The 21282-nt window shown below is 68.8% G+C and carries 17 protein-coding genes; 9 read left to right on the top strand and 8 right to left on the bottom strand.

Annotated elements, in window-relative coordinates; genetic code table 11:
* Positions 1–42 precede the first annotated feature (42 nt).
* The 5 genes from CMO28_RS26325 to CMO28_RS26305 are packed head-to-tail and all read right to left on the bottom strand — an operon-like array spanning position 43 to position 2505.
* A complete protein-coding gene (locus CMO28_RS26325) occupies positions 43–261 on the bottom strand; it encodes a DUF2892 domain-containing protein (protein WP_416370984.1) in 219 nt (72 codons plus the stop codon).
* A gap of 48 nt (positions 262–309) precedes the next feature.
* Positions 310–1218: an MBL fold metallo-hydrolase gene (locus tag CMO28_RS26320; protein ID WP_296719409.1), complete on the bottom strand. Its 909-nt coding sequence runs from the start codon at positions 1216–1218 to the stop codon at positions 310–312.
* Between the two features lie 4 nt (positions 1219–1222).
* Positions 1223–1684, bottom strand: a complete 462-nt coding sequence (locus CMO28_RS26315) for a DUF6691 family protein (RefSeq protein WP_296719407.1) — start codon at positions 1682–1684, stop codon at positions 1223–1225.
* 60 nt (positions 1685–1744) lie between these two features.
* On the bottom strand, positions 1745–2182 hold the full coding sequence (locus tag CMO28_RS26310; RefSeq protein WP_014744778.1) for a YeeE/YedE family protein: 438 nt from the start codon (positions 2180–2182) through the stop codon (positions 1745–1747).
* Positions 2179–2505 (bottom strand): ArsR/SmtB family transcription factor, encoded by a 327-nt coding sequence (locus tag CMO28_RS26305; RefSeq protein WP_296719402.1) that lies wholly within the window; start codon positions 2503–2505, stop codon positions 2179–2181. The genes CMO28_RS26310 and CMO28_RS26305 overlap by 4 nt, the downstream gene beginning before the upstream one ends.
* A 377-nt stretch (positions 2506–2882) precedes the next feature.
* Here CMO28_RS26305 and CMO28_RS26300 point away from each other — a divergent pair, with 377 nt between their 5' ends.
* Both CMO28_RS26300 and CMO28_RS26295 read left to right on the top strand, forming a co-directional pair.
* A complete protein-coding gene (locus CMO28_RS26300) occupies positions 2883–5045 on the top strand; it encodes an anthranilate synthase component I (RefSeq protein WP_296719398.1) in 2163 nt (720 codons plus the stop codon).
* A 136-nt stretch (positions 5046–5181) separates the two neighbouring features.
* Positions 5182–6258 (top strand): zinc-binding metallopeptidase family protein, encoded by a 1077-nt coding sequence (locus CMO28_RS26295; RefSeq protein WP_296719396.1) that lies wholly within the window; start codon positions 5182–5184, stop codon positions 6256–6258.
* A 21-nt stretch (positions 6259–6279) separates the two neighbouring features.
* Here the strand turns inward: CMO28_RS26295 and CMO28_RS26290 are convergent, their stop codons facing one another.
* From CMO28_RS26290 to CMO28_RS26280, 3 genes are all read right to left on the bottom strand, one after another.
* Complete coding sequence (locus CMO28_RS26290) at positions 6280–7182, bottom strand: LysR family transcriptional regulator (RefSeq protein WP_062765414.1); 903 nt, start codon at positions 7180–7182, stop codon at positions 6280–6282.
* Positions 7183–7222: 40 nt separating this feature from the next.
* Positions 7223–8155: a diguanylate cyclase gene (locus CMO28_RS26285; protein ID WP_296719392.1), complete on the bottom strand. Its 933-nt coding sequence runs from the start codon at positions 8153–8155 to the stop codon at positions 7223–7225.
* A 140-nt stretch (positions 8156–8295) separates the two neighbouring features.
* Positions 8296–10323, bottom strand: coding sequence for an acetoacetate--CoA ligase (locus CMO28_RS26280; RefSeq protein WP_296719389.1), 2028 nt, complete (start codon positions 10321–10323; stop codon positions 8296–8298).
* A gap of 261 nt (positions 10324–10584) precedes the next feature.
* Here CMO28_RS26280 and CMO28_RS26275 point away from each other — a divergent pair, with 261 nt between their 5' ends.
* The 7 genes from CMO28_RS26275 to fliF all read left to right on the top strand — a co-directional run bounded on the left by CMO28_RS26275 (position 10585) and on the right by fliF (position 21281).
* Positions 10585–11418: a gamma-glutamylcyclotransferase gene (locus tag CMO28_RS26275; RefSeq protein WP_296719387.1), complete on the top strand. Its 834-nt coding sequence runs from the start codon at positions 10585–10587 to the stop codon at positions 11416–11418.
* Positions 11419–11545: 127 nt separating this feature from the next.
* On the top strand, positions 11546–12823 hold the full coding sequence (locus CMO28_RS26270; RefSeq protein ID WP_296719383.1) for a sensor histidine kinase: 1278 nt from the start codon (positions 11546–11548) through the stop codon (positions 12821–12823).
* A 114-nt stretch (positions 12824–12937) separates the two neighbouring features.
* Positions 12938–15997, top strand: a complete 3060-nt coding sequence (locus CMO28_RS26265) for a flagellar hook-length control protein FliK (protein ID WP_296719380.1) — start codon at positions 12938–12940, stop codon at positions 15995–15997.
* Positions 15998–16019: 22 nt separating this feature from the next.
* Positions 16020–16799 (top strand): flagellar hook assembly protein FlgD, encoded by a 780-nt coding sequence (locus CMO28_RS26260; protein ID WP_296719376.1) that lies wholly within the window; start codon positions 16020–16022, stop codon positions 16797–16799.
* A 167-nt stretch (positions 16800–16966) separates the two neighbouring features.
* The gene (locus CMO28_RS26255; protein WP_296719373.1) at positions 16967–18670 is read left to right on the top strand and encodes a flagellar hook protein FlgE; all 1704 of its coding nucleotides are present in this window, start codon (positions 16967–16969) and stop codon (positions 18668–18670) included.
* Between the two features lie 195 nt (positions 18671–18865).
* Complete coding sequence (locus CMO28_RS26250) at positions 18866–19195, top strand: DUF1153 domain-containing protein (RefSeq protein ID WP_081598994.1); 330 nt, start codon at positions 18866–18868, stop codon at positions 19193–19195.
* 379 nt (positions 19196–19574) lie between these two features.
* A complete protein-coding gene (gene fliF / locus CMO28_RS26245; RefSeq protein ID WP_296719369.1) occupies positions 19575–21281 on the top strand; it encodes a flagellar basal-body MS-ring/collar protein FliF in 1707 nt (568 codons plus the stop codon).
* Position 21282: the final 1 nt, after the last annotated feature.

Raw genomic sequence — 21282 nt, 5'->3', positions numbered from 1 at the left:
GCGAGGTCGACCTTCTTCAGGCGGGGGACGGGGTTTATGCGGTCAGCGCCGCGCCAGCGGGCAGGTGCGGATGCCGAACAGCGTATAGGCCGGGCACCAGCGCACCAGGCCGGTGGCGAGCGGCAGCAGGCCGATCAGCCCGTACCACTTCCAGCTCTCGTCACCCCAGAGCAGCATCGACAGCAGGGCCAGGCCCACGACGATGCGCAGCACGCGGTCGAGACCGCCGACATTCGCCTTCATGTTTTCATCTTCCGTCATCTGCGGGCCCGGTCGGGACCCTTTGGTTTCCGGCCGAATCCTGATGCCTTAGAAGAGGTTCACCGGGATCTTGAGATAGGCGACGCCATTGGCTTCGGCCGGCGGCATCCCGCCCGCCCGCATGTTCACCTGCACCGAGGGCAGAATCAGCCGGGGCATGGACAGGGTGGCGTCGCGGCCCTGGCGCATGGCCACGAAATCGTCTTCGGAGATGCCTTCGTGGACATGGATGTTGCGCGCCCTCTCTTCCGCCACGGTCGTGACCCAGCGATAGTCGCTGCGCCCCTCGGGCAGATAGTCGTGGCACATGAACAGCCGGGTTTCGCCCGGCAGCGCGAACAGGCGCCGGATCGAGCGATAGAGAACCCGGGCGTCGCCGCCGGGGAAATCGCAGCGCGCGGTGCCGTAATCGGGCATGAACAGCGTGTCGCCCACGAAGCCGGCATCGCCGATGACATAGGTCATGCAGGCCGGCGTATGGCCGGGCGTGTGCAGGGCCACCGCCTCGATCGAACCGATGGCGAACCGCTCCCCGTCTGCGAACAGGTGGTCGAACTGGCTGCCGTCGCGGGCAAAGCCGGGCTCGGCATTGAAGGCGTCGCCGAAGGTCTTCTGTACGGTGCGGATATTGGCGCCGATCCCGACCCGTCCGCCCAGCGCGTCCCGGATATGGGGCGCCGAAGACAGGTGATCGGCATGGACATGAGTCTCGAGGATCCAGTCGACGGTCAGGCCCCGGGCGCGGACATGGGCGATCACGGCATCGGCCGACTGCGTCGAGGTCCGGCCCGAGGCCGGGTCGTAGTCGAGCACCGGATCGACGATCGCCGCCCGCTTCGTCGCCGGATCGGCGACCACATGGGTGACCGTGAAGGTGGCCGGGTCGAAGAAGCTCTCGACCTCGGGCGCCACGGCGGCGGGGATGGCGAAATCGGGCTGGAACGCGGTCGCGGACATCGGATCACCTCTTCAGGGCAGCGGGGGACGCGGAGGCCGGAGACGCCGAAGCCGGCGCGGCGGAGATGAAGCGGGCGGCAATCATGCCGGCGAGCATGGCCGCCACGAAGATCACCACCTCGATCCGGCCGCCGGCGAGGGAGGCGATCGCCGGACCCGGGCAATAGCCGGCGAGCCCCCAGCCGATGCCGAAGATCGCCGCACCACCGACCAGACGCCGGTCGATCGCGGTTGCGGTCGGCCAGGAAAAACCGGTGCCAAGCAGCGGATGACGGCGGCCGCGCAGGATGCGGAAGCCGATGAAGGTCACGATCACCGCCCCGCCCATCACGAAGGCGAGTGCCGGATTCCAGGCACCGGCGACATCCAGGAAGCCCAGCACCACCGCCGGATCGGTCATCCCGGCAAGCGCCAGACCGGCACCGAAGATCAGACCGGTGATCAACCCTGAGGCGAGCTTGAGCATGAACGTCTCCTTGATCCGCAGGCTATGCGGATAGCGTGTTGTCTCAATATTCTGGCCTGATCAGATCAGGTGGCGCATCACCAGCACGGTCAACGCACCGGTGGCCATGAAGGTGCCGGTCGCGACCAGTGAACGCGGCGACAGCCGCGACAGGCCGCAGACCCCATGGCCGCTGGTGCAGCCCGAGCCGATCACCGTGCCGAAGCCGACCAGCAGCCCCGCCACCACCAGGAGCGGCAGCGACACCACCGGGGCGCCGATCGCCGGGGCGCCGGTCACCGCCTGAACGATCAGCGGGCCGCCGATCAGCCCCAGCGCGAAGGTGATGCGCCAGCCGCGATCACCGCCCGCCGCAGGCTTCGGCGGCAGCAGGCCGGCCAGGATGCCGCTCACCCCCATGATCCGCCCCTGGGCCGCCATCAGCCAGACCGCGGCCGCCCCGATCAGCACGCCGCCGATCAGGGCAATGCTCCAGCTCTGGATCATCTCGGGCGTCATGCCACGCTCTCCGTGATGGGTGCCGCACTTTCGGTGGTTTCCGAAGGCGTGCAATAGGTTGCGTAGAGAAAGCCGAGCAGTTTCGCAACATCCGGCCGGGCCAGGCGATAGAGGATGCTCTGGGCCTCCCGCCGGGGGGCGACGATGCCGTCCCGGCGCAGCAGGGCCAGCTGCTGCGACACCGCGGTCTCGCGCATATCGGTCAGCCGGGCGAGGTCGCCGACCGATCGTTCGCCTTCCACCAGGTTGCACAGGATCAGCAGACGCTTCGGATGCGACAGCGTCTTCATCAACTCGGCGACCCGCTCGGCGGTCTCTGTCATGGCTTCGATCTTCATACCTTTGAATATATGAAGATACGCAGATTCCACAAGCCCGAATCGGAAAGATCCTCCCGCCCCTGCCCGCGACGGGTTGCCGCATGCCGGGCGTTGACGGCGCGCCCCGATTTCGGCAATGCTTCAGGTCATGATCACGATGCGCACATATCCGGCCATCCATGGCCGCCAGTGGCGGGGCCCCGTTCGACCGGGGTCGCCGATCACGCGCGTCTGACCGACCGCACGGCCGCCCCGGAAGACGGGGGTCCGGCCGAGACTGCCGCCCATGCCCGCACGCGGGCGGGCCGCAACCCCTGCCCGCTCTCCCGCCCATCCGGCCGGACCATCCGGTTGTTCCACGGCAAAGGAGAGCCCGCCGCATGACCGCCGAGACCATCCCCGCCCCGTCCAGCTGGCGCACCGCCGGCGGCGTGATCGTGCGCCGCCATGTCGAGGCCCTGCCCCATGACGGTGCCACCCAGCCGCTGATCGATGCGCTCGACACCCGGCCCGGCGTGCTGCTTGCGTCCTCTTACGACTATCCGGGCCGCTATGTCCGTTTCGATCTGGGCTTCACCGATCCGCCGCTGGTTTTTACCGCGCGCATGACCGGGCTTGCCGGTGCCGAGGTCGACATCCGGGCGCTGAATGCCCGCGGCCGGGTGCTGCTGCCGGCGATCACCCGGGCGCTGGGCGATCACCCCCATGTCACCGGGCTGATGATCGACGAAGACCAGGTCACCGCCCGCATTCTCGACGGCCCGGCCGAATTTCCGGAAGAAGACCGCAGCCGCCAGCCCTCGGCCTTCTCGGCGATCCGCGCGATCATCGATCTGTTCGCGAGCCCCGAGGATCCGCATCTCGGCCTTTATGGCGCCTTCGGCTACGACATCGCGCTGGCCTTCGAGCGTATCCCCCTGGTCCGCAAGCGGATGTCGGATCATCGCGACATCGTGCTCTACCTGCCCGACCGGGTGATCTCGGTCGATCACGCCGCCCGCCGGGCCTGGTCGATCGCCTACGACTTCACCGTCGACGGCGCCTCCACCGACGATCTGCCGCGCGAGGTGCATGCCGACATCGCGGCGCCGCCTGCCGCCAATGCCGCGGCCGACGACATGGGCCCGGGCGAATATGCCGCGGTGGTCGAAGCCGCCCTGCCCGAATTCGCCGCCGGCAATCTGTTCGAAGTGGTGCCCGGCCGCGTCTTCCGCCGTCCGGCGACGACACCGCCGTCGGAACTGTTCCGGCGCCTCTGCCGCCGCAACCCCGCCCCCTATGGCTTTCTGATCAATCTGGGCCGGTCGGAGCATCTGATCGGCGCCAGCCCCGAAATGTATGTCCGGGTGACGGGGCGACGGATCGAGACCTGCCCGATTTCCGGCACCATCGCGCGCGGGCGCGACGCGATCGAAGATGCCGAGCGCATCCGCACCCTGCTCGCCTCGGCCAAGGAAGAGGCCGAGTTGACCATGTGCACCGATGTCGACCGCAACGACAAGTCGCGGGTCTCGGTCCCGGGCAGCGTGCGCATCGTCGGCCGGCGCCAGATCGAGATGTATTCCCGCCTGATCCACACGGTCGATCATGTCGAGGGCATGCTGGCCGACGGCTATGACGCGCTCGACGCCTTCCTCAGCCATTGCTGGGCGGTGACGGTGACCGGCGCACCCAAGCGCGCGGCCATGAGCTGGATCGAGCGGATGGAGAAGAGCCCTCGCGCCTGGTATGGCGGCGCCATCGGCCGCATCGGCTTCGACGGCGACATGAACACCGGCCTTACGCTCCGCACCATCCGGGTGAAGGCGGGCGTGGCCGAGGTCCGCGCCGGCGCCACCCTGCTCTTCGACAGCGAACCGGCCGCGGAGGAGGCTGAAACCGTGCTCAAGGCCTCGGCGATGATCGACGTGCTGGAGCGTCCGGATCAGGAGCGCCGCGAGGCCGTGCCGCCCCGTCCGGGCAAGGGCCGCCGGATCCTGCTGGTCGACCACGAGGACAGTTTCGTCCACACGCTCTCGGCCTATCTGAAGGCGACCGGCGCGGAAACCGTCACCTGGCGCGCGCCGCTCGCGGCCGACCTGCCCGCCCGCCTGGCCCCCGATCTGGCTGTGCTCTCCCCCGGGCCCCGATCGCCGGCGGATTTCGGCATGAACGCCACGCTCGACCTGCTGACCGCCGCCCGCATCCCGATTTTCGGCGTCTGCCTGGGCCTGCAGGGGATCGTGGAGTATTTCGGCGGCCGGCTGGGCCGCCTGCCGGTGCCGATGCACGGCAAGCCGTCGCGCATCCGCATCCTTATCCCCGATCTGCTGTTCGAGGGCCTGCCGGAGCAGATCACCATCGGCCGCTACCATTCCCTGTTCGCCGCAGAACTGCCCGACTGCCTGGAAGCGACCGCCGTCGACGAGGCCGGGATCGTGATGGCCCTGCGCCACCGCGAGCAGCCGATCCGCGCCGTGCAGTTCCACCCCGAAAGCCTGCTCAGCCTTCAGGACGAGGCGGGCCCGCGCATGATCGCCAATCTCTGCCGCGGACTTGGATGAAGCCACCCGGCATTCCGATCAGAAAAGGCTTGGACACACTTCGCGCGTCTCTCATATCGTTGCGGATGACCGGTCTGCCGCACGCAATCCGTGTGCAGCGGACCGGTTGCGCGACAAGATCGGATGCCCCGCCCGAATGAAGCTTTTTTCCTGCCAGAACTGCAGCCAGACCCTGTTCTTCGAGAACACAACCTGCCTGCGCTGCGGGCACCGGCTGGGCTATCTGCCGGATGCCACGACGTTGAGCGCGCTGGAGCCTGAAACCGGCGGGCGCTGGCGGCCGCTGGCGATGCCCGATCAGATGTTCCGCTTCTGCGCCAATGCCACCCACGACGCCTGCAACTGGCTGATCCCGACCAGCAGCCCGCATGCCTGGTGCAAGGCCTGCCGGCTGAACCGCACCGTGCCGGACCTGGCCGTGCCGGCCAATCTCGCGGCCTGGCAGAGGCTGGAGGCGGCCAAACACCGGCTGATCTATGCCCTGCTCCGCCTGGGCCTGCCGGTCGCAGCCAAATGGGAGGATCCGGTCGGGGGGCTTGCCTTCAACTTCCTGGCCGATGTCGACCCCGAGGCGCCGCGGATCATGACCGGCCATGCCGAGGGGCTGGTCACCATCAACGTCGCCGAGGCCGATGATGCCGAGCGCGAGCGGATCCGCCGCGACATGGGCGAACCCTACCGCACCCTGCTCGGCCATTTCCGCCACGAGATCGGCCATTATTACTGGAACCGGTTGATCCGCGACGCCGATCCGTCCCTCAGCCGGCTGGACCGGTTCCGGGCGATGTTCGGCGACGAGAGCTGCGACTATGCCGAAGCGCTGGCCCGCAACTATGCCGAAGGCCCGCCGGCCGACTGGCAGGAACGTTTCGTGTCGACCTATGCCGCCTCTCACCCCTGGGAGGATTTCGCCGAGACCTGGGCGCATTACCTGCACATCGTCGACACGCTGGAAACGGCGCATGCCTTCGGCATCCGCCTGAAGCCGCAGAACATCCTGGATCCCGCCGCCCCCAGCGACGTCGCCTATGATTTCGACGCCTATCGCCAGCGCGATTTCGCACCGCTGATCGAGGCCTGGCTGCCGCTGACCTATGCCGTCAACAGCCTCAATCGCAGCATGGGCCAGCAGGATCTCTATCCCTTTGTGCTGGCGCCTGCGGTGATCGACAAGCTGCGCTTCGTCCACGACCTGATCCGCGAGGCGGGCTGACCCCACCCGGACCGAGCCCCCTCAGGCCTCGGTATCGCCTGCCGCGGTCTCGATCGCGGCTTCGGCAATGGCACGGGCCAGGGGCGTGTCGGCCTGGGCCTGCCAGGATACGGTGAAATCCATCCCCGGCAGCATGGCGGCGGCATCGGTTTCCACCAGATGCAGGGCGCCGGACGCCAGTTCCTCGCGCACGATCCGGGGCGGGATGGCGCTGATCCCGATGCCGTCCAGGGTCATCCGCACGATGGTGGCGAGCGAGCTGGAGCCGTAGATCCGCGGCCGGCGCCCGGGCAGGCCGTGCATCATGTCCTGAATGGCGATATAGGGCCGGCTGAGCCGCGGATAGGTGATGATCGGCCAGTTGGCGAGGGTGTCGAGCGTGACCGCGCCGTCGCGCGGCAGCCCCAGCCTGGGGCTCGCCACCCAGGCCAGGGGATAGTGGCAGAGCGGCCGGTTCTGTACCGTCGGCTGGCTGACCGGTCCCAGCAGGAAGGCGATGTCCAGCCCGCGATTGACCAGCCCGTCACGCAGGTTGAGCGAGGTATCGACCTCCAGCTCCAGCGTGACACCCGGGTAATGCTTGTGGATCCGCTCGATCAGCCGCGGCAGCCAGGTGTGGACGATGGTCTCGGCCGCCCCCATGCGGATGGTGCCGCCCAGCCCCGAAATATCGGCCACAGCCGACAGCATCGAGGCCCTGAGCCCCAGCAGCCGTTCGGCATAGTCCAGCAGCACCCGCCCTTTCGAGGTGAGCGTCACATTGCGGGCGCTGCGATCGAAGAGCTGGACGCCCAGCTCCTGCTCCAGCTTGGCGATACGCGCCGAAACCGAGGGTTGTGCCGCATTCAGCTTGTCCGCCGCCGCCCGGAAACTGCCGAGGCGGGCGATCCAGACGAAGCTCTCCAGGCTGCGGAAATCGACCATGGCGGCAGTCTAGGGCGCCGCCGCTGCCATGCAAGCGGCTTCAATCGGCGCCGTCTTGCCCTGCCCGCGCCACCCGATCGCGGCCGGCCGCCTTGGCGGCGTAGAGGGCGGCATCGGCGGCTGCGATCAGGGCATCACGGTCGCGATGGCTGCCATGATCGACGGCCGGCAGGCTGGCGACCCCCAGGCTGATGGTCACATGGCCCCACGGCACCCCGTCATGGGGGATCGCCTGGTCGGCCACCGCGCGGCGCATCCGCTCGGCGACATCGGCGGCACCATCGGTGCCGGTTCCGGGCAGGATGGCGACGAACTCCTCGCCACCATAGCGGCACAGTTCGTCCTCGCCCCGGCCCAGCGCCGCCGAAGCGGCCTGCGCCACCAGACGCAGGCAGTCGTCGCCGGCCGGATGACCATAGCGGTCGTTATAGGATTTGAACCGGTCGATATCGGCCATCACGATCGACAGCGCCTGCCCGCCACGTCGGGCACGGCGAACCTCGCGCGCCAGGGCCGCATCCAGATAGCGGCGGGACGGAATGCCGGTCAGGTGGTCTTCCCAGACCCGCGCCTTCAGCCGCCGGTTTGTTTCGGACAGGCGCCGTTCAACCCGCTTCAACCGGCTGATATCGGTGAAGGCGACCACGAAGGCCGCCACCTCGCCCGCGTCGTTGCGGACGGCACGGACCGATACCTGATACTGCCGGTCGCCGAAAATGGTCTCATGATCCGGAACCTCGATACCCGCCTCGGCGAACCAGAGGTCACGTGCCATATTGCGCGGCGCGTCGGGATGGATATGCGCGACGTGCTGGCCCAGCATCGCCTCGGGCGGGCCCTTCTGCAGGGCCGCCGTCGCAGGATTGGCGGCGAGAATGCGGCCGTCGCGACCGATCAGCACCACCGCGACCGGCAGCGCTGCGAACAGCGCCGGCAGCGAGATCGCGGTCTCACCGGTCAGGATATTGGCCATCCATCCCCCTCCCCAGCCGGCCCCTCCGCAACCAGCTGGTCGGGCCGTCATGAGGTTAGAATATGGGCCGTCCCGGATAAGAAACCATGAAGAGTTCAGAGGAAACGCCCCGCCGCGCTGGCGGCGGGGCAAAGCCCGGCTCAGGCCGCAGTCTCTTCCGCATCGCGGATCCGGCGGCGGACCTCGTCGGCATAGGCGACGAAGACGTCGAGGCTTTCCGGGTTGCGCATAGCCCCCGGATTGGCCGCCTTCTCGATCGGCGCCCCCATCAGGATGCGGCGTACCGGCACCTCGATCTTCTTGCCGGTCAGCGTATAGGGCACGTCGGGGATCTCGACGATCACATCGGGCACATGACGGGGGGAGCAGGCCTCGCGGATCTCGCGGCGGATCCGGTTCTGCAACGCCTCGTCCAGGCTCGCCCCCTCTTCCAGCGACACGAAGAGCGGCATGAAGAACCGGCCATGAGGCAGGTCCAGATTCACGATCAGGCTGTCGCGCACGCCGGGCAGATTGTCGACCACGCGATAGACCTCCGCCGTGCCGATGCGGATGCCGTGACGGTTGAGCGTACTGTCCGACCGGCCATAGATCACCGCGGTGCCGCGCTTGGTGATCTTCAGGAAGTCGCCATGGCGCCACCAGCCGGGATACATCTCGAAATAGCTTTCGCGATAGCGGCTGCCGTCCTCGTCGTTCCAGAACATGACCGGCATCGAAGGCATCGGCCGGCGGATCACCAGTTCGCCCACCTCGTCGATCAGTTCGCGGCCCTCGTCGTCCAGCGCCGCGACATCGACGCCAAGCGCCCGCGCCTGCATCTCGCCGGCATTGACCGGCAGAATGACCGATCCGCCGACGAAGGCGGCGCAGGTGTCGGTGCCGCCGCTGATCGCGTTCAGCCACAGATCCCGCTTCACCTTTTCGTAGACGAAGGCATAGCCTTCGGGCGGCAGCGGCGAGCCGGTGGAACCGATCGAGCGCAGGGCCGACAGGTCGAACATGGCACCGGGCTCGGCCCCGGCGGCGGCCTGGGCCGTCAGCCAGGCGGCCGAGGTGCCGAAGACGTTGAGCTTCGTCTTCTCGATCAGCCGCCAGAGCGGATAGGGGTCGGGCCAGGCCGGGTTGCCGTCATAGATCACCAGCGTCGCGCCGACCAGCAGCCCCGACAGCTGGCTGTTCCACATCGTCCAGCCGGTGGTGGTGAACCACATGAAGCGGTCGCCGGGCTTCAGATCACCCGCAAGGCCGTGGCTCTTCACATGCTCCAGCACGATGCCGCCATGGCTGTGGACGATGCCCTTGGGCAGGCCGGTGGTGCCGCTGGAATACTGAATCCAGAGCGGGTGTTCGAACGGCACCTCTTCGAATTCCTGGGTCGCGGCAAGGGCCATCGCCTCGGGCCCCTCGACCAGATCGTCCCAGAGCACGGCGCTCTCGACCGGCAGGCCGCGATCGGCCGGGTTCAGATAGGGCAGGAAGACCAGATGCTCGGCATCGGGCAGATGTTCGAAGATCTGCTTCACCACCGCCCGCCGGTCGAACTGCCGGCCGCCATAGGCATAGCCGTCCACCGCGAACACCACTTTCGGCCGGATCTGGCCGAAACGGTCGAGCACCGATCGGGTGCCGAAATCGGGCGAGCAGCTGGACCAGATGGCGCCGACGCCGGTCGCCGCCAGGCAGGCGATCGCCGCCTCGGGCGTGTTGGGCAGATAGGCCGCGACCCGGTCGCCGGGCTTCACGCCCATGGCGCGCAGCCGGCCCATCAGCGCCCGCACCTTCACCTCGAACGCGTCCCAGGTCAGCGCCTGGAGCGGGCGGACTTCCGACTGGTGGAAGATCGCGACCTCGCCCGGCCGGGCCTGATCGAAGGCGACCCGGGCATAGTTGATCGTCGCCCCCGGAAACCACACCGCCCCCGGCATCTCTTCCGAGGCGATCGCGGTTTCGGCCGGGTTGGAGAAGCGGATGCCGAAGCGGTCGATCAGCGCCTGCCAGAAGGCCGCGGGCTCGGTCACCGACCAGCGGCGCAGCGCCTCGTAATCGCCGGTTTCGACGCCGCGCTCGGCCGCGAGCCAGCGCATGAAATCTGTGATGCGCGCGGCCTCGACGGTCTCGGCCGAGGGGCGCCAGAGTTCGGCGCCCTCTTCGATACGCATGGGCATGTGCTTCCTCCTGGGGCGCGGCCCTCGGCTGTGCCGGTCTTCACCGGCCGTTTCCCTGCCCGGGGCCGTTCGTGTCGTCCAAGTGTTAGCCTCTGAGAGGCAAGATACGCAAGACTGTTGTATTATTTCGCATGCCGATCAATTGCGCTCGCCGCTGCGGCGCGCCGAGACAAAAGGTCGCTGCGTCGCTATACTGTCATTCTCCACGGGGCCTGCGCCACACTTCCGCAGGCCGCCGGCCATCATCGGTGACGCCACGGCATGACCTCACCCGACAACGGGCGTGCGGCCGCCCTTTCCGAGACCACCGCCGCTTCGGGAACCACCACCGGCTCCGGAACGATTGGCTCCGGAACGGCGGATGGGCCGCTCGCCGGCGGCGGGCCGCATGGCGTCACCCGCGAAATGTTGCAGGCCGACGAGATCCGCCGCCGCTTCGCCCGGCTTTATCCGCACATCCATATTCTGGACGATGCCGAGCTGGCGCAATCGCTGGAAGAGATGCTCGACACCGCCCCGCCCGGCGCCTTCGCGGGCGGCGCGCCGCGGCTGTTCGGCTATGGCTCGCTGATGTGGAACCCCTGCGTGGCGATCACCGAGCGGCGGCGCGCGCGGGTGGTGGGGCTGCACCGCAGCTTCTGCCTGTGGATGCCCTTCGGCCGCGGCACGCCCGATCAGCCCGGGCTGATGCTGGCGCTCGACCGCGGCGGGTCGTGCACCGCCATGACCCTGATGCCCGACCCGGCCGACTGGCGCGCCGAACTTGCCCTGATCTGGCGGCGCGAGATGCTGACCGCCTCTTACCTGCCGCGCTGGGTATCGGCCCAGACACCCGACGGGCCCGTGCCGGCCCTGACTTTCGTGATCAACCCCGCCCATGAACGCTATGCCGGCCGGCTGACCGAAGACCAGACCGCCCGGATCATCGCCCATGCCACCGGCGAGCTGGGCTCGTCGGCCGACTATCTGCGGGCCTGCGTGGGGGCGCTCGACGCCGCCGGCATCCACGACCGGCGCATGGTCGCCCTGCTATCACGGGTGGAATACCACCAACAGGCGTACACGGATATGCCCCCAGACATCAGTGGTCGCTGAGTCCCATATTCGTCACGCGGAATGCTGTGGACAGGACCGTCACCACGGGTTAACCAGGACACATCATGCGCCCTGCACTGTGGAACGGGCGCGCCACCGCGGGCGGCGACCGGGCCGCGCAGGAGAGATGACGTTCGACCTGACCACCGACCGGCGGAAAATCGAGACGCTGCGCCGCTATCGGGTTCTCGGATCGGAGTCTGCGCCGGCGTTGAGCCAGCTGGTAACGGCCGCGGCCTCGGCGCTTGACGCAACCGCCGGTCTGTTGGTCGGGCTGGATGAACGCGGCCCGCGTGTCCTTGCGGGCACACAGGCCGATGGGCGCGGCAGCCCCGGTTCCCAGGATCTGTTCGACCGGGTGACACGTCAGCTGGGCGGCGAAGGTGATGAGGATCTGCTGCTGGCCGCGATCCGGGCGAAAGACGGCACCACGATCGCCGTTCTGGCGCTGGACGGCTGCCCGCGCATGGATGCCCACGCCACCGCCGTTCTGCAGCGGCAGCTCGACGCCCTGGGTGCGGTGATGGATCTGGGCGTGACGGTGGCGACCGCCCTCGATCAGGCCGACCGCCTGGCCGCACACGAGGCCGAACTGACCCATCAGAGCAGCCTTCTGGAACAGCAGGCGGAAGAACTGGTCCGGCTGGCCGAGGAAAACTACGCCCAGCGGCTGTCGGCCGAGGGCGCCTTTCAGCAGAAATCGCTGTTTCTGGCCACGCTGACCCACGAGCTGCGCACGCCGCTGACCGCGATCATCGGTTTTGCCGAGCTGATGGAACAGCAGGTTCTGGGACCGATCGGCAACGAGACCTATCTGGGCTATCTGAACTCGATCCACGGCAGCGGCAAGCACCTGCTCTCGATCATCAACGACCTGCTCGACATGGCCAAGATCGAGGCCGGCAAATACGACGTCACGCCAACCGCCATGGCCGCCAATCCGGTGCTGTCGCAGACCATTCGCGTGGTCGGCGGGCTTGCGATCGAAAAGCGGGTGCGGATCGCCTGGACGCCGCTGCGCCCCTCGCCCGAGATCGTCGCCGACGATCGGGCACTCAAGCAGGTGATGCTGAACCTGCTGTCGAACGCCATCAAATACAGCCCGCCCGGCGGGTCGATCACCGTCGACAACCGGGTGCAGAACGATCGCTTCATCGTGGCGATCAGCGATGAAGGCCCCGGCATCGCTCCGGAAGATCTGGCGCGGCTGATGCGCCCCTACGAGCAGGCGCGCAATGGCGGCGCCGAAACCCAGGTCAAGGGCACCGGGCTCGGCCTGACGATCAGCCGCATGCTGGTGGAATTGCAGGGCGGCACGCTGACGCTTGAAAGCACCGAGGGCCGGGGCACCACCTCGTGCTTCGACCTGCCGCTGGCCGCACCCGACGCCCGACGGGCGGACTGACCTCTCGCGCACACCCGCATATCCGACCCGTGACTGGCACGGTACTTGCTGTTTCCGGGGGCGCACGCATTCCCGACCGTCGGGGTGCGGCCCCCCGGTCGAAAGTCGTTGCCGATGTCCGCTGTTGCCCCCGCATCGCTGACCGAACTTCTGTCGGGCCTGGTCGGCCGTTCCACCGGATCTGCCGGCGGCTCGGCTGCCCCCCAGGCCGTGACGGTGTCGGACGACAGTGCAGCCGCCTTCCAGGCGCTGCTTGCCGCACATGTGACGGCAGCCGCCGATGTGGCGGGCGAGGTGCGTGCCCCGGCCCAGCCCTCTGCTACGGCCCAGCCCACAGCCCCCTCGGCATCCGGTCCCGCCATTCCTGCCCCGGCCGGCCGCACGGTCGGTGTGACGGTGGATCAGGGCGCCGATACGCCGCCCGCATCCCCGCCCGCCGCCCCCGCCACCCCGATGGCGGCAGAGGCGCCGCAGACCCCGGTGGCCGCGAACACACCGCCCGTGACGCACGCAGCGGCAGGCGCCGAGGCCACGGCGGAGCCTCCGCGCCCCACGGCGGAGCCTCCGCGCCACGCCACCGATCCGGCAGTTTCCCCCCGGCAGGATTTGCCGCGGCCGGCAATTGCTGCCGTCGATCGCCCGGCGCCCCAGTTCCTTGTCGACACGGCGGCGCCGGCGGACACGGAAGCAGGGGTGGGCACAGAAGCAGGGGCACCCGATACCCGGAGCGATACCGATATCGACGACGATACTGCCGCATCCTTGCCGCTTGGCCAGGATCTGGCCGCCCGCGCGGTGACCGCGGCCGCGGTGGTGATCGATACCGCCCGCATCCGCATGGACAGCGCACCGGCCGTGCCCGAGGGCGGCGTCGACCTCCGACCCGGGCGAGCTGCCGGCATAGAGGCCCCCGCCGGCCAGGCGCCGCGCGCCCCCCGCGCCATCGCCGATGACGACGACGAGATCGATCCGGCGACGCTGGCGGCGGTCGCGAGCGCCGCGGCCCCTGCACCGGCAATCCTTGCGCCCGCGACGACGGCTGCGGCACCCCTGACGCTGACCCCCGACGAGGTCGTGGTCGCCGGCGTGGTCCAGCCGCCCGCGGCAGCGCCCGCCCCGCCCGAAACGCCCGCCCTGCCCGATGCAGCCGGGGCCGGACGAACCGTCACAGTGCCGGGGGCGATCAGCTTCGAAGAGGCGGTTTCGGCGGCGCTCGACAACCCGCCGGCAGGCGACGACGCCGTTCTGGCGGTGACGGTCCGGGCCGGCAATGACGGCGTGGTCACCACCCGCACCCGCCAGTCGGTCGTCGCCGACCAGGCCGTGGACATGATGGGCGGCGAGTTGGCGGCGCGGATGGATCTGCCCGTCGGTCTGGCGCGTCCGGCCGGCCGCACCGTCGCTTTCACCGCCCATACCGATACGACCACGGTCGCGACCGGCCGCAGCGCCACCCCCGATGCGGCGCCGGTTTCGCCAGAGCCGGTTTCGCCAGAGCCGGCGGCAGCCGGGACCCCTGCACCGGCCGGCCGCCCGGCTGCCCCCATGACCGGTTTGGAAACGGCACCGGTGATCGATGGCCCGGCCGTCGACCGCCCGGTCACGGTTCGTGCGACGGCCGGCGCGACGACGACGCCCGAGATGGCGGCGGCCGACACGACGCCGACCGTCGCGCCGCGTGACGTGGCGGATGCCCGCCCGGCCGCGCGGCCGCAGGTGGAGATGCCGGCACAGCCGACCACGATGGCCCCGACGGTGATGGCGAACGACGCCGGCCCGGTCGCCGGCGATGCCCGCACCGCACCGACGGCCCCCTCTGCCGAGACGAAGCCGGCCCCGCAGGCGGCATCGATGGCGGAAACCACCCCGGCCCGGCGCGATATGCCCGAGACGGCGACCATCACCGACGACACCGTTCAGGCGGCGCCTGCTCGGGTGACGACGGCACAGGCAGCGACTGTGCCGGCGGCCGATGGCCGGAGCGCCCCGACCATGCAGGCACCGACCATGCAGGCACCGGCTGCTCAGGTGCAGGCCGGCCGGGTCCCGACCGATCGGGCTCCGGCCGTCGAAACTCCGGCAGCTCAGGCGCCGCAGACGGCAAGGGTTGCCGCGCCGGCCCCGGCCCCGACGGCAGAAACTGCCGCCCCGGCAGGAAATGCCCGCGCAGCCGGTCAGACCCTCCCGCCCCGGCAGGATCCGCCGGCCGGCCGCACGGAAATGGCGGCAGCCCCGGCGGCACCCGCCGCAGCCGATGCCGCCCCCGTTGCGGCGGCCCGGACGGATCGGGCCTCGGAGCCGATGACCGCCCGACCGGATGCAGCCGCCGGCTCCCGGCAGACCGATGCCGAGCCGACCGCGGCCCCGCGTTCCGCCGCCGAACCGGCCCGCGAGGCCGCAAATCCCAGGGTTCAGGCCCCGATTCAGGCGCTTCCGGCCGGTGCGGCAGCCCTTTCGGCCATGACCAGTTTCGACGAGGTGAGCCGCCCCACGGCGGCCGGCGGCGATCTGGCCGCGGCGATGGGTCTGCCCGAAACCGGCCAGCTCCGCACCGGCTGGACCGGCCAGACCCAGGCCCTGCCGATGCAGGATGCCGCACCGGGCCGGCCGGCGATGCAGGTGGCACAGCACATGCATACGGCCTTGGCAGGCAGCATGTCTCCGGCAGGTGGTATGCCGCTGGCAGGTGGTGAGAGCCACTTCGTGATGACCCTGATGCCGGCCGATCTCGGCCGGGTCCGGGTCGAAATGAAGATCGACGCCCAGGGCCGGATCAGTGCCCGCTTCTCGGCCGAAAAGCCGGAAGCCGTCGACGCCCTCTCCGCCGATGCGGGCGATCTGGAACGCAGCCTTACCCAGGCCGGGTTCAAGATCGAGCCGGGCGCGCTGCGCTACGACGTCGACCGTTCGCTCGCCAACCAGGCAGGGGGACAGCAGATGGCGGGGCAGCAGGGCTCCGGTCAGCAGGGCCAGGGCTTTGCAGGCCAGAACTTCGCAGGCCAGGGCTTTAGCGGAATGGCCGGCGACGGCGACCGCCGCGGCAATGGCGCCCCGCGCCGCGACCGCGACACGAATATCGATCGCGACCCGCTGGCCGGGATCGGCAGTCTGAACGGCCTGGCGGCGGACCAGGTGGCCACCATCGACGGCCGCCGCGTCGACATGCGGATCTGAGGCGAGAGGAGCAGAGGACATCATGGCGACCAGCTCCGTCACGAACACCACGGCGACCACCGCGACGACGTCGAAGGCGACGATCGCCAACAACAAGCTCGCCGATGATTTCGATCAGTTCCTGACGCTGCTGACCACGCAGCTCAAGAACCAGGATCCGACCAATCCGCTCGACACCAACGAATTCACCAACCAGCTGGTCCTGTTCACGCAGACCGAGCAGCTCGTCCAGTCCAACAGCAATCTGGAGAGCCTGATCTCGCTGTCGGAAGGCCAGCAGGTTGCGAACGCCGCCTCGTATATCGGCAAGGTCGTCGACGCCAATGGCGACACGATCCAGATGACCGACGGCAGCGCCAGCTATCACTACCGCCTGCCCGAGAACGCCGAAAAGGTGACGGTCAACATCATCGACGAAAGCGGCAAGGTGGTCCGCTCCGAAGCGGGCGAGACCACGGCGGGCGTGCACAACTATGAATGGGATGGCAAGGACAGCGAGGGCAAGCTGCTGGACGACGGCCAGTACCGGATGAGCGTCACCGCGCTCGATGCCAAGGGCAAGACGATCGCGGTCACCACCTCCATCACCGGCACCGTCGACAGCGTCGGCATCACCAACGGCAATGTCGTGCTGAACGTGAACGGGGTGGAAATCCCGCTCTCCGAAGTGACCGGCATCCGCGATGCCTCGGCCGCGACCAGCGAGGCCGACGCCACGCTGAAGGCCCTCCAGCAGCTCTACAACTCCGGTCTCATCGACCAGTCGACACTTCTCGCGGCTCAGGAAGCGGCCGCGGCTTAAGGATCTCGGGAAGCGACGGCGCAGACCGCGCCGACCTTCAGAGCTTGGGCGGGTCGCCAGGACGGCAGCCCGTCAGAACCATCGGCCGGTGGACCAGATACCCCGGCCCGAAAGTCAGAATCAGGCGGGCGGACGTGCCCCGCCCCCATGATTGAGGAGTGCCCCTGATGAGCTTCGGTCTCTACGGCTCGCTCTATTCCGGTGTGTCGGGCCTGGGTGCCCAGAGCACGGCGATGGGCGTCATCTCGGACAACATCGCCAACGTCAACACCGTCGGCTACAAGGCGAAGAACACCAACTTCCAGACCCTGGTCACCGACAGCGGTTCCGAGTCCTTCTATGCCCCGGGCGGCGTGCGCGCCAGCGTGCAGCAGCTGATCGACCAGCAGGGCCTGGTGCAGGGCACGACCTCGGGGCTGGACGTGGCGATCTCGGGCGACGGCTTCTTCGTCGTCGAAGGCAAGGCCACCGGCACCAACGAGGTGCTCTATACCCGCGCCGGCTCTTTCGTGCCCGACGAACAGGGCTATCTGCGCAATGCCGCCGGTTTCTATCTGCAGGGCTGGCCGCTCGATTCGGGCGGCCGCCTGCCGGGCGAGGCGGGCAATGTGACCAACACCACCTCCTCGGCGGACATTTCGAGCCTCGAGACGGTGAATGTCGGCCAGATCAGCGGCACGGCGGTGGCGACCACCGAGATGACGGTCGCGGTCAACCTGAACACCAACCAGGAGACCTATACCGGCGCCACCTCGACCAGCACCTCGACCCCCGGCGTCTCCACCTCCGACGATCTGATCGCCGCCGGCGTCGTCACCGCCGGCCAGACGATCACCCTGTCGGATGGCGTGAACACGGTGACCTTCACCGCGGGCACGGGTGCGGGTGAGTTCTCGACCCTGGCAGAACTGGCCGATCTGGTGGAAGGCACCGGCAGCTTCGTCGCCGAACTGGGCGGCACCGCCACCGCCGGCACGATCTCGATCTCGGCCTATGATCCGCGCCGGACGCTGGACGTGTCCGGAACCGCGGCCAGCGGCTCCCTCGCCCTCGACACCGCCGGCACCCCGGTCGCCGCAACCTATGATGCCACCAACAGCGCGCTCAACATGAGCTCGGGGGCGGTGTCGTCCGATTTCAGCCGCTCGGTGCGCGTCTATGACGGCCAGGGCCGCGGCCACGATCTGATGGTCAACTTCCTGAAGGTCGGCAACAACGAATGGGCGGTTGAAATCAACGCCGTCGACAAGAACGACGTCGTCACCACCGCGCCGACCCCGCAGGCGCAGATCGCCGCCGGCGTCGTCACCTTCAATTCCGACGGCACGCTCAACACCGTCACGCCCTCGCTGACCAATGCGCTGCATATCGACTGGGCGGCCGGCGCGGGCTCGTCGGACATCACCATCGACTGGGGCACCGCCGGCCCGCTCGGCACCGGCCAGGCCGATGGTCTGCGCCAGTATGCCGGCGACTACGAGGTCCGCGACCTCAGCCAGAACGGCGCCTCGTCGGGCGAGTTGACCGAGGTGAAGATCGACGCCGACGGCTTCGTGGTCGCCTCGTTCAGCAATGGCGAGCAGAAGCAGCTCTACAAGCTGCCGATCGCGACCTTCGCCAGCCCGCAGAACCTGCAGGAGCGCACCGGCAACGTCTTTGCCCAGACCGACAAGTCGGGCAATTTCAACCTGCGCGCCTCGGGCCAGAGCGGCGCCGGCCTGATCTCGCCCTCTTCGCTCGAGACCTCGAATGTCGACCTGGCGTCGGAATTCACCGACATGATCATCACCCAGCGCGCCTATTCGGCCAGCTCGAAGATCATCACCACCGTCGACGAGATGCTGCAGGAAATCATCAGCACCAAGCGCTGATCCTGGCGGCACCCACGCCAACGACGCCGGGCATCGCGCCCCGCCCTCCCGAAACGGGGGCGTGAGCCGCGGTGCCCGGCGTCGTTCTGCCGGCCTTCAGATTTTGTTAAACACATCGGACTAGCATCGGATCCGTGTCGGGTGTTCGGGCGAGGTCGCCCCATGCCCCGCAACCGTTGCGAGACCGCCCTTCCGATGACCACACCCAGGTTAAAGCTGGTATCCCCAGCGCCCGACATTGCCGAGGCCACCGACGGCAATGTTCTTGTCCTGCCGGAGAAGCCTCCCCGGCAGAAGCGGTCCACCACGCTGCGTTTCGACCTGCCGCCCGGCAACGGGGTCAGGTGGGTCGCCCGACGGAAGATCGAGGTCGTGGCGGCGGTGATGGCCGGTGCCGCCGCCCTCGACGAGATCTGCCGGCGCTATGCCCTCAGCCTCGAAGAGTTCGAAAGCTGGCGCCAGACCCATGGCGCCGAGGCCAGCCGGCTGATCGCCAGCCGTTCCCGTCGCGGACGCAAGGGTTGATCTGGCCACACGATCCCGGCAAATGCTTACCTTTCGTTAAGACATCGATCCTCCGCCCGCCATCTCCCCCCTGCCGGCGCGGTCCCGGTCCACGGATATCATCGCCGTGGATTTCCTTGCATTTTCTACAAAAACAAGACATTGCCATTGCGTTGAACCACAGTATGATCCGGGCGGAAATTTTTGCCGCCCACCCGGCAAAATCTGCCGGGCATTAACCTTCTGTTCACCAAAGATCGCGTAAACAGGGGTGGGCGGTGCACTGCATCGCCCGGCTTCTTCCTGCGTGCCGATCCCCGGACCCGGGGTCAGGCATCGCCGGAAGAGGATCGTCGGGCGCCCCGATCGGGGCATTGCGAGACGGAGTGGAACGGGTCTCATGGCGGATACGCTGAAGGCCTGGATGCAGGCACTGAAGGGATTGGGGCCGGCGCGGCTTGCGGCACTGGGTGCCGTGGCGGGCGGTCTGCTGATCTTCGCGGTCTTCCTGGCCACCCGGCTGGGCAGCCCGACCATGGGCCTGCTCTATGGCGACCTCGACACTGCCGATGCGGCCTCGGTCGTGGCCGAGCTGGAACAGTCGGGCGTGCCCTACACGCTCAGCCCCGACGGCCGCCGGATCATGGTGCCGCAGGATCAGATCGCCCGGCTGCGCCTCACCCTGGCCGAAGGCGGCCTGCCCAAGGGCGGGTCGATCGGCTACGAGATCTTCGATCGCTCCGAAGGCCTGGGCACCACCGATTTCGCCCAGAACGTCAACCTGGTCCGCGCGCTGGAAGGCGAGTTGCAGCGCACGATCATGACCATCGATGCGGTTTCGGCCGCCCGGGTCCATATCGTGCTGCCGCGGCGGGAACTGTTCTCGCGCAATCAGGCCGAACCCACCGCCTCGATCGTGGTCAGCCCCAAGGGCGGCCGCAGCCTGACCCAGGGCCAGGTGCGGGCCATCCAGCAGCTGGTTGCGGCCGCCGTGCCGGGGCTGCGCCCGGAACGGGTGGCGATCGCCGATGACCGCGGCACCCTGCTCGCCCGCGGCGACGGCGGCACCGAGGGCGCCCCGGGCGCCGCCCTCACCGCCGCCGAAGAGACCCGCCAGAACGTCGAAAGCCAGCTGCGTGCCCAGGTCACCCGTCTGATCGAGGAATCGGTCGGCCCCGGCCGGGTGCAGGTCGAAGTCCATGCCGAGATCGACCACAACCGGGTCACCATCTCGCAGGAGACCTTCGACCCTGACGGCCAGGTCATCCGCTCGCGCCAGGTGAATCGCGAAAACGAACTGTCGACCGAAGCCGGCGACGACGCGGTCACTGCCGCCAACAACATCCCCGACGCCCAGCAGGGCCAGGGAGCCGGCGGCAACCGCACCCAGTCCAACCGCGACGGCCAGACGGTCAATTACGAGATCTCGCGCACCGTGCGCAACGAGATCCGCGAGGGCGGGGCGATCAAGCGCCTGTCGGTCGCGGTGCTGGTGGACGGTACCTATGTGACTGCCGACGACGGTACCCAGACCTATCAGCCCCGCGCCGCCGACGAGATGGAACGCCTGACCCAGCTGGTACGCTCGGCCGTCGGTGCCGACGACGAGCGCGGCGACCGGATCGAGGTGGTGAACCTGCCCTTTGCCCGCAGCCAGGAAGCCGTGACCGATACGGGGCTGCTGGGCCTTGGGACCAGCGACTATATGCGCATCGCCGAAATGGTGGTGCTGGCGATCGTGGCGCTGCTGGTCATCCTGCTGGTGCTGCGGCCGCTGGTCGGCCGGCTGGGCCCGCAGCCCGCCGGTGCGGGCGCCGGTGCCGGCGGCATGGCGGGCGTGGGCGGCGTGACCATGATCACCGGCCCCGACGGCACGCCCATGGCCGCCCTGCCCGGCCCCGACGGCAGCCCGGTTCCGGCTCTGGCCGGCCCCACCGCCGAACGGGCGCTGGCCGCCGCCATCGAAAGCAGCGAGGCGATGATCGACATCAGCCAGGTCGAGGGCCGGGTGCGGCAGTCCTCGATCCGCAAGATCGCCGAAATCGTCGACCGCCATCCCGAAGAAGCACTGGCCGTGATCCGCTCGTGGATCCGGGAAGAGGATTGAG

Source organism: Tistrella sp. (assembly GCF_002684955.1).
GTDB classification, from domain to species: domain Bacteria; phylum Pseudomonadota; class Alphaproteobacteria; order Tistrellales; family Tistrellaceae; genus Tistrella; species Tistrella mobilis.
The sequence above is the reverse complement of the archived record's forward strand: the minus strand, read 5'-3'. Positions and strand labels throughout refer to the sequence as shown.

What these genes read in the sequence shown, in the direction of transcription:
- CMO28_RS26315 (WP_296719407.1), bottom strand. Translation starts at nt 1,684, where the DNA reads ATGCTCAAGCTCGCCTCAGGGTTGATCACCGGTCTGATCTTCGGTGCC.
- CMO28_RS26325 (WP_416370984.1), bottom strand. Translation starts at nt 261, where the DNA reads ATGACGGAAGATGAAAACATGAAGGCGAATGTCGGCGGTCTCGACCGC.
- CMO28_RS26300 (WP_296719398.1), top strand. Translation starts at nt 2,883, where the DNA reads ATGACCGCCGAGACCATCCCCGCCCCGTCCAGCTGGCGCACCGCCGGC.
- CMO28_RS26250 (WP_081598994.1), top strand. Translation starts at nt 18,866, where the DNA reads ATGACCACACCCAGGTTAAAGCTGGTATCCCCAGCGCCCGACATTGCC.
- CMO28_RS26270 (WP_296719383.1), top strand. Translation starts at nt 11,546, where the DNA reads ATGACGTTCGACCTGACCACCGACCGGCGGAAAATCGAGACGCTGCGC.
- CMO28_RS26320 (WP_296719409.1), bottom strand. Translation starts at nt 1,218, where the DNA reads ATGTCCGCGACCGCGTTCCAGCCCGATTTCGCCATCCCCGCCGCCGTG.
- CMO28_RS26290 (WP_062765414.1), bottom strand. Translation starts at nt 7,182, where the DNA reads ATGGTCGATTTCCGCAGCCTGGAGAGCTTCGTCTGGATCGCCCGCCTC.
- CMO28_RS26260 (WP_296719376.1), top strand. Translation starts at nt 16,020, where the DNA reads ATGGCGACCAGCTCCGTCACGAACACCACGGCGACCACCGCGACGACG.
- CMO28_RS26295 (WP_296719396.1), top strand. Translation starts at nt 5,182, where the DNA reads ATGAAGCTTTTTTCCTGCCAGAACTGCAGCCAGACCCTGTTCTTCGAG.
- fliF (WP_296719369.1), top strand. Translation starts at nt 19,575, where the DNA reads ATGGCGGATACGCTGAAGGCCTGGATGCAGGCACTGAAGGGATTGGGG.
- CMO28_RS26310 (WP_014744778.1), bottom strand. Translation starts at nt 2,182, where the DNA reads ATGACGCCCGAGATGATCCAGAGCTGGAGCATTGCCCTGATCGGCGGC.
- CMO28_RS26285 (WP_296719392.1), bottom strand. Translation starts at nt 8,155, where the DNA reads ATGGCCAATATCCTGACCGGTGAGACCGCGATCTCGCTGCCGGCGCTG.
- CMO28_RS26255 (WP_296719373.1), top strand. Translation starts at nt 16,967, where the DNA reads ATGAGCTTCGGTCTCTACGGCTCGCTCTATTCCGGTGTGTCGGGCCTG.
- CMO28_RS26305 (WP_296719402.1), bottom strand. Translation starts at nt 2,505, where the DNA reads ATGACAGAGACCGCCGAGCGGGTCGCCGAGTTGATGAAGACGCTGTCG.
- CMO28_RS26265 (WP_296719380.1), top strand. Translation starts at nt 12,938, where the DNA reads ATGTCCGCTGTTGCCCCCGCATCGCTGACCGAACTTCTGTCGGGCCTG.
- CMO28_RS26280 (WP_296719389.1), bottom strand. Translation starts at nt 10,323, where the DNA reads ATGCCCATGCGTATCGAAGAGGGCGCCGAACTCTGGCGCCCCTCGGCC.
- CMO28_RS26275 (WP_296719387.1), top strand. Translation starts at nt 10,585, where the DNA reads ATGACCTCACCCGACAACGGGCGTGCGGCCGCCCTTTCCGAGACCACC.